At 47.7% G+C, this 14,530-nt stretch carries 5 protein-coding genes; 3 read left to right on the forward strand and 2 right to left on the reverse strand.

Features of this window, described 5'->3' with window-relative positions:
• Positions 1 to 140 precede the first annotated feature (140 nt).
• Positions 141 to 1,025 (reverse strand): helix-turn-helix transcriptional regulator, encoded by an 885-nt coding sequence (locus tag FGT79_RS12705; RefSeq protein WP_138753191.1) that lies wholly within the window; start codon positions 1,023 to 1,025, stop codon positions 141 to 143.
• A gap of 125 nt (positions 1,026 to 1,150) precedes the next feature.
• Here FGT79_RS12705 and FGT79_RS12710 point away from each other — a divergent pair, with 125 nt between their 5' ends.
• Positions 1,151 to 2,038 carry a sugar phosphate isomerase/epimerase family protein gene (locus FGT79_RS12710; protein WP_138753192.1) on the forward strand — a complete coding sequence of 296 codons (888 nt, stop codon included), beginning with the start codon at positions 1,151 to 1,153 and terminating at the stop codon, positions 2,036 to 2,038.
• A gap of 24 nt (positions 2,039 to 2,062) precedes the next feature.
• Entirely contained in the window at positions 2,063 to 3,112 is a 1,050-nt protein-coding gene (locus FGT79_RS12715) for a Gfo/Idh/MocA family protein (RefSeq protein ID WP_138753193.1), read from the forward strand.
• Positions 3,113 to 3,198: 86 nt separating this feature from the next.
• Here the strand turns inward: FGT79_RS12715 and FGT79_RS12720 are convergent, their stop codons facing one another.
• Positions 3,199 to 4,902 carry a methyl-accepting chemotaxis protein gene (locus FGT79_RS12720; protein WP_171056220.1) on the reverse strand — a complete coding sequence of 568 codons (1,704 nt, stop codon included), beginning with the start codon at positions 4,900 to 4,902 and terminating at the stop codon, positions 3,199 to 3,201.
• Positions 4,903 to 5,206: 304 nt separating this feature from the next.
• On the opposite strand from FGT79_RS12720, the gene FGT79_RS31630 reads away from it, so the two are divergent.
• Positions 5,207 to 14,365 carry a family 43 glycosylhydrolase gene (locus tag FGT79_RS31630; RefSeq protein WP_212758574.1) on the forward strand — a complete coding sequence of 3,053 codons (9,159 nt, stop codon included), beginning with the start codon at positions 5,207 to 5,209 and terminating at the stop codon, positions 14,363 to 14,365.
• The last annotated feature ends 165 nt before the right edge of the window (positions 14,366 to 14,530 follow it).

The following is a 14,530-nucleotide window of genomic DNA, read 5'->3' on the forward strand; positions in this document are numbered from 1 at the left end:
ACATAGTTGTTAGTTATTGACGCAAACGGGAGTCAGAAAGTTGCCAATTTAGTTGTTTTTATTTAATCGGAATGAAACGCACTGCCTTGCCAGAGGACGGCGACAGCCGTTTCAGCTTGTATTTTCTGACTTCATCACGACTATTTTCGCGCCTGAGAGGGCGTCATTCCTTTATATTGCTTGTACAGCTTTGTAAAATAGTTCGGATTATCGCAGCCCACCTTGGCTGCAATTTCGGTAATGGTATCATTGCTGCTGCGCAGCAGCCGCTCCGCTTCGTTCATGCGGCTGATGTTGACATATTCAACGAAGGTTCGCCCCGTTAGCTTCTTGAACAGCTTGCAGAAGTGATAAGACCCAAGACTTACATGCTTTGCCGCTTGCTCAATCGATATTTTTTCATTGAACTGGGTTTCAATCCGCTCAATCAACAGCTTGAAACGATCGCGATTGACGAAATAAGGCTCAACCGTCCTGCCTGCAAGCTGACGCTCGAGAAAGGTGCGTGCGAGCAGCGTAAACCAAGCATGCAGCTTCGATTTGACGACTAGCTGATAAGCGGGAGGTTTGGTCGCGAGCTCAGCAATGGCTTCTTCAAGCAAGCCGAAATAGCTGGTACAGCTATCATCCTGTTCAGCAGGATTGACCGGATAATGAAGGCGACCTTCCAAATAAGGCGCAACAAATTGAGCATGTACAGGGTCATGCACCCAATCGTTGAAGAGGGAGGCGTTCAGCACGACACAATCATAATAGATGGGTGTAGAGCCAAGCGAGTAGCCGACATGAAGACCGCCGCCTGGAATAATGAGGACATCTCCTTCATTGACGACATAGGGCCGACTGTCAATATGAAACACAGCGCTGCCTTCACGCATGACTATAATTTCGAAATGCTCATGCCAATGCAAGTAAAGAATACAATCATTGGGCTGAACATGGTCGCAACGATTCTGAAATAGCTGTATAGGATATGTTATATGCTCAAGACGGGTATTTTCCCGCAGCTCCTTTGGATAGGACAAATTCTATTCACCACCACAAGATTAGACTAGTATTGCACAAGATTGTATAGAGAATTATAGTAATTTACTAGCTATAATGAAGTTGTTAAACATACTATAAGCCAATATTGGAGTGATATACAACTATGACAAACAAATTGAGAATTGGAACACTGGTAGGCGGAGGCAATGCGGATCACATTATTCCACAAATTGTGAAGCATGGGTTCGAATCGTTTAATTTAACCTTTTGGCAAACAACAGGCAAGACCGATTTAGTTGAAATGGCGAAGCGCGTTAGAGCATTAGCGGACGAGCATGATTTTGTCGTTCCAGCTGTAAGCGTATTCGGGAATCCGTTGACGGGTGAAGGTGATAACGCCGACACGCTTGCAAGCTGGGAGCGCTTAATCGATCATGCTCATTTGTTCGGCGCTGATATTGTATCCGGATTCACGGGGCGCATCACGGATCGTCCGATTGAGGAGTCGATTCCTAGATTCAAAGAAGTGTTCGGCGAGCTGACAAGAAGAGCAGCAGACAAAGGCGTTCGCATCGCTTTCGAGAATTGTGATATGGATGGTACTTGGCAAACAGGCGACTGGAATATCGCGCATAACCCGACGGCTTGGGAGCTGATGTTCAATGCTGTACCAGAGGACAACATTGGCCTCGAATGGGAGCCGTGCCATCAGATGGTGAGCTTGATTGATCCCATCCCGCAGCTTCGCAAATGGGTGAACAAGGTGTTTCATGTACATGGCAAGGATGCCACAATCGCGTGGGATATCGTGAAGGAGCATGGCGTCCATGGGAAACAGAAGTTTGTATGGCATCGCACACCGGGCTTTGGTGATACGAATTGGACGGATATTATTTCGATTCTGAGACAAAACGGCTACAAAGGTACGATTGATATCGAAGGCTGGCATGATCCCGTTTATAAAGATGAACTGGAAATGACAGGTCAGGTGCATGCACTAAACTATCTTAAACAATGCCGCGGCGGCGATTTTGTTCCGAACCCAATCTAGATAAAGGAAAGAGAGGAAATGGATATGGCTATTAAGCATAAAGTTGTTGTGGTTGGATGCGGCGGCATGGCGAATACATGGGTGGAGTACGCGAAGGACAGGGAAGATACGCAAATTGTTGGACTTGTTGATATTAAGCTGGAATTCGCACAGGCAATGGCTGACCGTCAAGCGCTTACTTGTCCGATCTTCACTGATCTGAAAGAGGCCATCGCGGAGACAGGGGCTACGATGGTGTTCGATGTTACGATACCAGCGAGTCATTATGCAGTTGGCAAAGCTGCGCTTGAAGCGGGCTGTCACGTATTCGGAGAGAAGCCGCTTGCCGAATCAATGAGTGATTGCAACGATATTGTACAATTAGCGGGAGAGACGGGACACACGCACGCCATTATGCAGAATCGCAGATTTGATCCGCGCATCCGTGCATTCCGCCAGCTGCTTGCTGATGGAACGATCGGTAAACCAGGATTCATAGGGGCAGACTTTTTTATCGGCGCACATTTCGGAGGGTTCCGCGATGCGATGGACAGTCCGCTGCTGCTTGATATGTCCATTCATACGTTTGACCAGGCTAGATATCTGATCGGAGCAGATCCAGTATCCGTGTATTGCCACGAACTCAACCCACCCGGGTCATGGTATGCAGGCAACGCGATGGCGATTTGTATTTTTGAGATGAGTGACGGCTCTGTATTTGACTATCGTGGATCTTGGTGCGCGGAAGGTGTTATCACTTCTTGGGAAGCATCCTGGCGAGTGACTGGCGAGCATGGGACGGCGATATGGGACGGTCATGGCAATCCGTATGCCGAGATCGTAGCTAGCGGTGACCAAACAGGTAAGTTCATTCGCGAATATGAGCGGGTAGAAACACAGCTTCCAGAGATGGCGAACACAGGCCATCATGGCTGCCTTGACGAAATGTTTGCTTCACTTGAGGAGGAGCGCCAACCGGAGACGAGGAGTGCTGATAATATTTACAGCATGGCAATGGTACTCGCTGCAGTAGAAAGCGCCAAAATCGGGCAAAAGGTTAAGATTGCAGACTTTATGAAGGCAGCCACTAAATAAACAATCGAAAGAGGACGTCCCGCTGAAAGTGTCAGCGCTGGCGTCCTCTTCTTTTTTTGTTACTTATTCACGCAATTATGAATCTACTATTCGATGAATAGGGAAACGGTATCATTAAGCTCTCTGATTTGGCCTGTTAATCGGCCAGAAGAAGCCGCAACCTGCTCAAGTGCTGCAACCTGCTCTTGCTCCATTGCCGAAATGTCGCCTATATCCTGCTTAATCCGATCAGCCCTCACTTCAACTTCTTTGACGAGCATATGAATACGGCTCAAGCGTTCGCTGCCATGGTTCATTTCTTCTGCAATGGTTTCAATGTCGGTTTGTACGGTGCGATTAGCAGCATGTATGGAATGATAGCCAAGCTGTGCTTGTGTTGCTACCTGCTCACCAGTGTGAAGTTGACGTATACTTTCCTGCATACGATCTTGAATGAGACTGACGGTTACGCGCACATGATCCATCTTTTCATTGATTTGGGTGGAGATGACTGCTGTTTGCCCAGCAAGCTGGTTGACCCTGGCAGCGATGACTGCAAATCCACTCCCGTGCTCGGATGCCCTTCGCGCTTCAATTGAAGCGTTGAGGGCGAGAATGTGGGTTTCGCTGGAAATTTTCCGGATATGCTGCAGCATGACATCCATTTCTTGCGCAAGCAGGTGTAAATGCTTAGCCTCCTGATCGACCTTTTTGACGGTTTCTTTGAGAAGATTGAACTGTGTCATAAAGTACTCTAGCTGCTCGTTGCCTTCTTGGGAGACATGGACGGAATGTACTGCCAGTGTATTGATTTGGGATGACTGGGTCGTAATCCTGTGGAATAGCTGCACCAATCCATCAAACTCACGTACCGATAATTGTACATATTGGTCATGTTCGTCTAAAGCTTCTGAAACCTGCTGTGTAGCGGCAGCAATAACCTTGCCCGATTTTTTATTCTCATCCAGCCCGGCCTCCATATGCTGTGAGGAGGCGGCCGCCTGCGCATTCGTTTCACGGACGCTGTTAATAATGGTTCGCAAGGTGGCGAACATGGTGTTGAAAGAATCGCAAAGCTCCCCAATTTCATCTCGGCTGTGGCTATGTACCAATTGAACGGTTAAGTTTCCTGCTGCCAATTGCGCAACATTTGCATTTAGCTTGCGAATAGGAATGGCTATTTCATTAGAAATCAGCCATGCAACGGTTAATGAGCCTCCAATAACAGCGGCGAAAACGGTCATGAGAATAACCGAATTTTGTATAAACTGAGCGGCAATCCGCTCCTTTTCAGCTGCATTCTCGATTAGCTTAGCATGGACGAGCTGCTGCAGATCTTGCTCGACAAGGCTTGTCGTGAGAAGTATCGCTTCATAGGTTGCCTTCTGATTATCAACGCTTGCTCTCGTTTCCATTTGCTCATTCAGCTTGTCCAATTGCGTGTGAAGAGAGCTGATCGTTTTATGAAGGGATTCAAATCGCGCAAGCGTAACAGCAGAGCGTTCCTTTCGCTCTAAGCTGAGCAATTGTTCTTCCAACTGCTTGAGGATGATAGGATGCTGACTTTCGTTATAGGCTTGCCGGCCATTCACGACTCTCTCTAATTCGGGGTTGAAATGGGATTGAAGCGTTCCCGTCAGTGTATTGGCTTTCAACGTGGAAACCAGCATGAAATCATAGGTGTTTCTATCTTTGTTGAAGACGTACATCTGCGTACCGATGACCCCACCCAACATCAATAGGATGAATAGAAACGCAATGATGAGCTTGCGGCGGATAGACTGGTGTCGATACCAGTTCATAACGACCATATTAATTCCTCCTTGGTAAATAATCATTATGAATCTTACGGCATAAAAGTGTTGAAATCTTTAGTTTTTTCGGCAATTTCATATAGTTATGCGTTTTATGTCAAAACAAATACAATGTACTTTTTTAAGGCGGAAATATATAAATAAAGACTGTTTATTATAAATACGAGATAGAAAAGAATCCTCTATAATGAATGAGCGATGGCTTACTTATGGCAAGGTAAGCAAGGCTGGAGGCTTTGTTTTGTGTAAAGGCCCCCATCATGGTTGAACGAAAATAAACGAAATGGGAGGAAAGATTGTCGTGAAAATTTCAGTAATCGGTACGAAACCATCACTGCGTAAAGCGCTGGCAATTATGCTGTGTATAAGTTTTTTCGTTTCTTTCATGCCGCCGGCCAAAATGGCAGCAGCAGAATTAACACCTGAAGCTTTTACAGCAGCAGCAGTTCAGAACATCTTTTTTGAAGACTTTAATGGAGGGGATGCAGAGGGCTGGAACTCCTATGGATCTATGGATCCGCAGAATCGCGGCGTATGGGAGGTTAACTCGGCAAAGCAGTACCGAGTTAACGGTTCTCCCGGAGCTAAAACGGTTGCGTCCAGCACTTATTTTCAAAATGTGCAATATGAAGCCGATTTGAAGATCGGCGGTATTAATTCAGATGGTACTGGGCTGCTTTTCAGAGTAAATAACTTATCGAACAATGTTGCAGATGGCTATACAGGTTATTACGCTGCATTAACGGTAGATAAGAAGATGACGCTCGGAAGAGTAACGGGAACTGGCGATGAGTGGAAGGAATTGAAGGTTGTTCCTGTCAGGTGGAACCAAGGGCACATTAAAGTCGTCGCCATCGATAACCACATTCAAGTTTTCCTGAATGATATGACCGTGCCGATTATTGATTACATCGACAATGACGGCAAGCAAATAACGGAAGGCGGCCAAATCGGGCTTCGGACTTGGTGGGGAACCTCTACGGTAGACAATATCGTTGTTAGAGAGCGCTTCGAACAGACAACAGCTGCACCGGAGTTCAGCATTGCGCCAGGGCAGTACGATTCGTTGCAAACGGTTTCAATCGCTTCGGCATCGGTTGGGGCAACGATTCGTTATACGACAGATGGTAGTCAGCCAAACGGGAATTCTCCCCTTTATACTTCTCCAATTACAGTAGGTACGGTCACGAATATTCGTGCCTATGCGGAGAAAGCAGGAGAAACGGTGTCGGATACGGTGGAAGCAGCTTATGTCATCGCTAGAAGCGACGGGGAATTAAAGGATGATTTCGACAATGGGCTTACCCAGCAGTGGTCAACCTTTACCGGCACACAAACAGCGAATTGGCAAGCGGTTGGCGGCAAATACCAAGTAACGAACAGCAGGGGCGACAAGGCGCTGCTTGATGCATCGCCCGAGCATTTCATTGTAGAGGCCGATATTAATCCTTATGCAAGCTGGCAAAACAGCGGCTTCATATTCAGGGTTACCGATCCGGGCAACGGTGCGGATAAGATGAGCGGCTATTATGCAGGGATTGCTGCAGACGGAACGCTTGAAGTCGGGAAAATGAATGCGGCCGGCAATAATGGCAGCGGAAGCTGGACGGGAATTGCAAAATCATTCGCGGCCGTTTATCCAAACCAAAACAACCATTTGAAAGTGGTAGGCTACGGTTCAACCTATTACATTTATGTAAATGGCAAATTGGAGTATCAATTCGCGGATACGGAGTATCAAGCAGGCAAGATCGGGCTCAGAGCTTGGAATGATAACAATCTTGTTACTTACGATAACTTCAAATTAACGAGCTTAACGAGCAAAGCAGCAACTTTTAATGAAGGCTTTGACAGCGGGAACGCAACGGGTTGGACAACCTATGGCGGTTCTTGGAGCGTGACCGACGGGAAATATAAAGTAGGCGAAGGCTCAGGCTTCAAATCCATTGCAAATGGCACCAATTACAGCAATTTCACCTATGAAACGGATATCTCTATAAGTAAGGGCGAAAGAGATGAAAATGCAGGCGTGCTTTTCAGAGTCAGCAATCCTACGGTTGGTACGGACAACCTTAAAGGCTACTTTGCAGGCATAGGCGTGAATGGGCGCGTTCAAGTTGGGAAGTTCAACAACAACTGGACAGAGCTGGCATCAATACCTTATCCGATCAGCCAAAACACGGTCTACCGGTTAAAGGTAGTTGCTGAAGGAAGCAACATCGAGGTATATATCAATGACGAGGTTGTAGTCAGCGTAGTAGACCGTACGTATACGCAAGGCGCAATCGGCCTTAGAACGTTTCTCGTAGACGCAGCCTATGACAATATTAAAGTCACGGATACCGGCGCGGTAACGCTGCCTGTTTTCGACTGGTCAAGGGTACAAGGCGCCGTCTTCGTTCCGACTAGCGCAGTCAATCAAATTGAGCAATGGCGCAGCTACGACCATGAAATTAATGATCGCGAGCTTTCCTATGCCAAAACGTACGGCATTAACTTCGTAAGGGTATTTATGCATAATTTGCTATGGGAAAATGATCAGGCTAATTTCTTAGCTAATCTAGAAGATTTCCTGTCTCTAGCAAATAAATATGGCATAAAAGTAGAACTCGTGTTTTTTGACGACTGCTGGGGTGATTTCCCTGTTTGGGGCGATCAACCAAAACCTCGGTACGGCGCGCATAACAGCCAATGGGTCGAAGCTCCGGGCGATACCGTGAAAGCGGACTATGCGGCCAACAAGCAGAAGCTCAAAGCTTATGTGCAAGGTGTTGTTGGCGCATTCAAGGATGATGATCGAATCGCGGTGTGGAACGTCTACAACGAGCCCAGCAATGGCGAGAGCGGCTTAATGGACACCGTTACGAAACAAATTATGAATGATTCACGGATTTGGATCAAGGAAACGGGCTCCACAATCCCGGTTACCTCCACGGGAGGACAATTCTCGGGCGGACCGTTCTCTGATTTCATTACGTACCATCCCTATGAATCCGATTATCCTACCTATCCGGACAGATACGGGCCAAATCAAGGCGTGCTTGCCGATGAGGTCATGAATCGTCTAACGCAATCGGTTCCGGGAGTAGTCAACAATTTCGGCAAAAAAGGATTGGGCTTTGTCATGTGGTCACTCGGGATTGGCCGTGATAACACAAGATTCCCTTGGGGAAGCGATGTTAATCCGCTGACGGAAGAGCCGGCAGTGCCATTCCATGGCGTTGTATATCCAGACGGCCATCCTTGGGATGTCAATGATATTAAAGCTTTGGTAGGCGATGCCTACGATACGCTGCCGATCTTCGGCGTACAGTATTTTAAAGACAGCAACTTCGAACAGCCTGTCAAGAAATCGATCACCCCGCGTGTTGATTTCGACCTTGGCAATGAGAGAGGAACGGGATCGCCTGATTCATCCGTAGGCATTGGCGAGGATAACTTCTCGATCCGGTGGACCGGAACGATCCAGTCGGGAGCAACAGGCAATTATACGATTTTTGCAGACAGCGACAACATCGCAAGAGTGTGGATTGACGATATTCAAGTCATCAACAAGCAATCTCATGCCAGAGAAGAAGTGAGCGGGACGATCGCGCTGACAGGCGGAGAAAAACTGGCCGTGACGATCGAGTATGTCCATGCTGCCGGAGATGCCAGCATGCATGTGAATTGGGCAGGGCCTAACCTGACAAAACAAGTATTGCTGCCGGTTTATTCGGAGGTAGCGGTTGAGTCGGTGACCTTGACGCCTTCTGCAATTACGGTAAAGGTTGGGCAAAAAGAGGCGCTGCTAGCGACGCTTAAGCCGGTAAATGCTTCGAACCAGCAGCTGAGCTGGAGCTCCAGCAAGCCAGGCATTGTCCATGTTGGAACAGATGGCATTGTAAAGGGAATAGCCGAGGGTACGGCCACGATTACGGTGACTTCTGCCGATGGCGGATTTTCTGCTGCTGCAGCGGTAACGGTGCAAGCTGCAACGACCTTTACTAATCCGATCGTACCGGTATCGGGACCCGCGGGTTCCGCAGACCCGACGATCGTATTCAAGGATGGCTATTATTATTATGCAAAATCAGATAATGACACGTCACTTGTCGTTGCGAAAGCCAAACGCTTGGAGGATATCGGATCATCCCCGCGGGTAACCGTTTATACGCCGCCTGCAGGTACGATGTATTCGAAAGAAATTTGGGCACCGGAGCTGCAGTATATTAATGGCAAATGGTATATCTATTTTGCTGCGGATGACGGAAACAACAACAACCATCGCATGTATGCTTTGGAAGGAAACTCGCAGGATCCGCAAGGAACCTACACATTTAAAGGGAAAGTCGCCGATGCAACTGACAAATGGGCGATTGACGGGGCTGTTTTGCAAGCTGACAACCAATCCTTGTATTTTGTATGGTCAGGCTGGGAAGGCAATACGAACGTAAGACAGAACCTCTACATTGCACCAATGAGCAATCCATGGACGATAAATGGACCAAGAGTGTTAATCTCTACGCCCGAAAAACCATGGGAGCTGAATGGCACGCCATACATTAACGAAGGGCCGGAAATATTGAAAAAGGATGGCAAAGTGTTCATCGTATACTCCGCTAGCGGAAGCTGGTCCGATGATTACACGCTTGGCATGCTTACCAACACAGACGGTAACCTGCTTAATGCCGCATCGTGGGCAAAAAGCGGACCCGTATTCACCAAAGCGCCAATGAGTTTCGGACCGGGGCATAACACGTTTACAACCTCGCCTGATGGGAAAGAGGATTGGATCGTTTACCACGCGACCATGAAGTCGGGCGGAAGCTGGGGGAATCGGAGCGTAAGAGCACAGAAATTTACTTGGAATACGGATGGCACGCCGAATTTCGGAACGCCAGTTGCTTACAATGCACTGGTGGAACAGCCAAGCGGCACGCCATTGGTTGATCGCCATAGGTATGAAGCAGAGGATGCCGTGCTTCATGGCAGCGCAGCTGTCGTCCAATCGGAGAACAGCTCTGGCGGGAAAGTTGTAGGTCAGCTCGATGCAGCAGGCAACGACTTTGTAGAATTTAACGTCGAAGCGGCTAGTGCCGGAGAATACAGCTTGATCGTCATGGCTGAGAATGGAAGCTCAGGCGGTGCCATTGCTGAGCATGACGTATCCGTGAACGGAACGAAGGGGCAAGCCATCGCTTACAAAAACTTTGGCTGGGGCCATACGAATCCGTCCTCCGTCGATGTGACGTTGGAAGCGGGATCGAACACAATCCGGCTTTCGAAGAAAACGAATTTTGCTCAGATTGACTATATCGTGCTTGAACGTCTTGTGGCGGAACCTGCCAATAAGCTTCCAATTGAATCGCTTAGCTTGGATAAGTCCGTTCTTAATGTAGCCATTGGAACTGTAGCGACGCTTAATTCAACCATCAAGCCAATGATGATTTCGGATAAGAATGTAAGCATTACCTCTTCCAATCCGAATGTAGCGACAGCGGCTGTTGTGGGCAAGGATTCATTGACAGGACGCACGATGTTTGAGGTCACTGCGCATCAGCCTGGAACGACGCAAATCCGCGTCGTAAGCGCAGCGAATGAAAGCATTTTAGCAGAAAGCACGGTTAACGTACTGCCTGAGTCGCAGGAGCCTAATCTTTCTGCATTTACAGTGGATCATTTCGATGCTCCCGAGCTGAATAAGGATTGGTCGGTCTATCAAGAGCTTGCTTCTAACTGGAGCTTGACGAAAAACCCTGGCTTTATGACGCTTCGGACGACAGCTACGGATATTTATCAAGATAACAACTCATTAAATAACGTGTTCTTGAAAAATGTTGCGGCAGGCAGCGATTTCGAATTGGTAACGAAGCTGACGGCTCCGGTTACCAAAAACCATCAGCAAGCAGGCTTAATCGTCTGGCAGGATGCCGATCACTTTGTGAAGCTATCTCATGTATGGGCTAGCGGCCAAGTTATTGAGACTGCCTACGAGATAGACCGGAAATATCAAAAAGCATCTAATTTCGTAAGCCATCCTGGGGGCAACACATTAACGCTGAAAATTAAAAAAATAGGAAATGTGTATACGACCTATTACTGGAACGGCTACGAATGGATTCAAGCCTCTGATGCGATGACCGTTGACTTAAGTTCGATCAAAGTCGGGTTTTTCGCGAGCAATGTCGTTGCGCCTAACGATCCTATCGATGCGACTTTCGATTATATCGCGGTTAGAACGATCGAGGGAGGCGTTGAGCTGGCACCGAAATCAGCCCATTTGCAGGCTGGCGAGAAGATTCAGCTCGTGAATGAAGGCAAGAGCGGGCCCGATGTAACGTGGTCATCTTCTAATGAAAGCATTGCGACTGTAAGCGAAACAGGATTAGTTGTTGGCGTATCGCCAGGTAGAGCAGTCATTCAGGCAGCTTCTAAAAATGGGGATTTCACTTCGCGAGCTACCGTCATGGTGCTTGGGTCCATTAAGCCGGGCGAAGTGTTGTACAGTGAAGATTTCTCCAGTCTAGATCCTACCGAATGGAGCACCTACGGCGGCGTATGGTCAGAAAGTGAGGGTACCTATACGGTATCGAGAGGAGCGGGCTACAAAGCTATCCTGAATAGCAAGAGCTTCACCGATTACGTGTTGGAAACTGATGTAAAAATCGTTAGTGGAACGGAAGCCGGACTCGTATTTAGAGCTTCTAACCCGGCCGTGGGCCCTGATGCATTGGACGGTTATTATGTCGGCATTAATGCGGCGAACAAGTCTGCTGTCTTAGGCAGTTTCACAAACGGGAAGTGGAGAGAGCTCGCAACAAGAAATCTTCCGATTCAAACCAACGAATGGTATACCATTAAAATTATTGCGAGTGAAGACCATATCCAGGTTTACATCAATGACAACCCGCTGAATGTCAATCCGTATCCTAAGTTTGACGTAGCGGAATCGACCCACCTTGCAACAAGCTCCATTGGCTTTAGAACGTTTAATGCCAAAGCACAGTTTGACAATGTGAAGGTTAGCGCTTACGCGGAAACGCTCACAGGCCCAACCTATACGAATACGGAACAGCTTCCTGATATTGCTGATCCGCATGTGTTGTTCTATGAAGGCGTCTATTACCTGTACGGTACGAATACCGCCGATTATCCGAATATGCCAAATGGCATTAAGGTGTATTCGTCATCGGATCTTGCCAACTGGCAGGAGCATGGTTATGCGCTGGAAAACAAAAATTCATGGGGCAACAACCGCTTCTGGGCGCCTGAGGTCGTTGAGAAAAACGGTACATTCTATATGTACTATGCCGTTGAGGAACGTCTCGCCGTTGCCACAAGCGATTCGCCGCTCGGACCTTTTGTTCAAGAGGTACAAGCGCCTATCCATCTGAATACGCCTGAGATTGACGCGCATATCTTTACGGATGAAGACGGGAAAACCTATATGTACTTTGTTCGTTTCAATAATGATAACCATATTATGGTTGCTGAAATGAACGATGATATGAAAACAATCAAAGAAGACACGGTTCAATTTGTGTTTGCGCCGACGCAGGCTTGGGAGAAAAGCCAGAAGCAGCCGGTCGCTAGCATTAATGAAGGCCCATTTGTCATTAAACACAAGGGAACTTATTACATGACGTATTCAGGAAACCATTTCCAAAGCCCTGATTACGGAGTAGGCTATGCGACTGCTCCTACGCCTACTGGGCCGTGGACCAAGTACGAGTTCAATCCGATTATGAAAGCTAATGAGCTCGTGCCGGGAGCAGGGCATCACTCGATCGTGCAATCCCCTGACGGGAAAGAATTGTTTATGGTTTATCATGTGCATTATGGAATTGGCCAAACGGAGCCAAGAAAGCTTGCGATTGACCGCGTACAATTCGTTCCGCAGGCGAACGGTCCTGACTTAATGGAAGTATGGGGGCCAACCGTGACGCCGCAGCGCATACCTTCTAATTACAAGGACATTGACGTTGAATCTATTGTCATCAACGGCCAAGGCGGTGCTGCTGCGATTACGACAAAAGGCGGCACACTCCAGCTGAATGCATTGGTGCTTCCGATCGACGCTACGAACAAACAAGTACAATGGTTGATCGAAAGCGGGGAGCAAGCAGCATCGATTTCGCAAACGGGTCTGTTGACGGCTTTGAACGATGGGGTCGTTACGGTAAAAGCGGTCTCCGCTGGTCGTCCGTCCGTCTTCGGTACGATAGCCGTTACCATTTCCGGACAAAAGGATTCAGAAAACCCAGGCAATGGCGGAGAGCAGCCTAGCGGAGGAGCTTCTGCACCGGAGCCGGTTGCAAAGGTTGAAGGTCATGTACTGACCTTGCCTGCGATTAAGCCGAATGGAAACGGACAGCTGCTTCTGAAAGTAGCACAAGCGGATTTCGAAGCGGTACTTGCCCAAGCGGTGAATAAGTCCGTTACGATTATGCTGCAAAATACGGATTCTGCGCAAGAAGTGATTGTATCACTGACTGCGGGCCAGCTTGAAGCAGCCAAGCAGAAGGGAATTGAGAACGTAGAGATTGTGTTTGGTTCCACAACGTTTAATCTAAAGACCGGACCAATAGCTCCAGGACTGGATAAAGCTGCAGTCATTTCTCTCTCTTTCTCCGGGGTTAACAAACAAAGTTTATCTTCCGAAACGGCTGCCGTAATCGGCGATAAGCCTGTCTATGCTATCACGCTAAGCGTTAATGGAGACAAACAGTCTGATTTGGGCGACAAGCAACTTAAAGTGGCGCTTGATTATAAGCTGCTGCCGAATGAAAATCCGAATCAAGTTGTCATTTATTACATCGATGACCAAGGAAAGCTGTCTCTAATTAAGCATGCCAAATTCGATGCTGAAACAGGGAAAGTAGTATTTGAAGCTGGGCATTCAGGTAAATACGCTGCTGTATACAAGCCTGTTGCTTTCACGGATCTTTCCCAAGTCACTTGGGCGCAAGAAAGCATCCATGCATTGGCAGCTCGTGAAATTGTGAATGGAGTCGGCAACCAATTGTTTGCTCCGAGCAGTAAAGTAACAAGAGCTCAATTCATTACGATGCTGATGAACGCGTTTGCCTTCACCGATAGCAGCGCATCAAGCACGTTTAGCGACGTACCGCAAGAAACATGGTACTACCAAGCCGTGGCAGTAGCTCAAAAGCTTGGCATTGTGAATGGCAAAACGGATGGCAGCTTTGGCGTAAATGATGAAATTACGCGAGAAGAGATGGCCGCTATGGCCTATCGCGCATCGAAGCTTGCTGCCGTAGACCTTTCTTCTTTAGAAGAAACGAATCCATTTGCCGATCAAACGACGATTGCCGCATTCGCCGCAGAGAGTGTCAGCGCAATGCAGGCCGCAGGCATTATTAATGGAAAGGGCGCTAGCCGCTTTGCACCAAAGGATCATGCTTCGAGAGCAGAAGCAGCCAAGATCGTTTATGGTCTATTTAGGCTGATTCCTTAATCTAAGCTTTCGTTATTCCAAGCGCCGCCCCTCGCAGATCTATGCGGGAGGCGGCGCTTATTTGCTTATTTCAGCTTATTTTGGATCAAGGAAAAGAACCGAATAATGTATAAAATAGCTTTTGCGTGTAAATACAAGAGCTGCTTGAATTCGTAAAATGATAAT

Source organism: Paenibacillus sinopodophylli, assembly GCF_005930355.1.
Taxonomy (GTDB): domain Bacteria; phylum Bacillota; class Bacilli; order Paenibacillales; family Paenibacillaceae; genus Pristimantibacillus; species Pristimantibacillus sinopodophylli.

Coding starts and splice junctions, on each gene's coding strand:
- FGT79_RS12715 (WP_138753193.1), top strand. CDS start 2,063: ATGGCTATTAAGCATAAAGTTGTTGTGGTTGGATGCGGCGGCATGGCG.
- FGT79_RS12720 (WP_171056220.1), bottom strand. CDS start 4,902: ATGGTCGTTATGAACTGGTATCGACACCAGTCTATCCGCCGCAAGCTC.
- FGT79_RS12710 (WP_138753192.1), top strand. CDS start 1,151: ATGACAAACAAATTGAGAATTGGAACACTGGTAGGCGGAGGCAATGCG.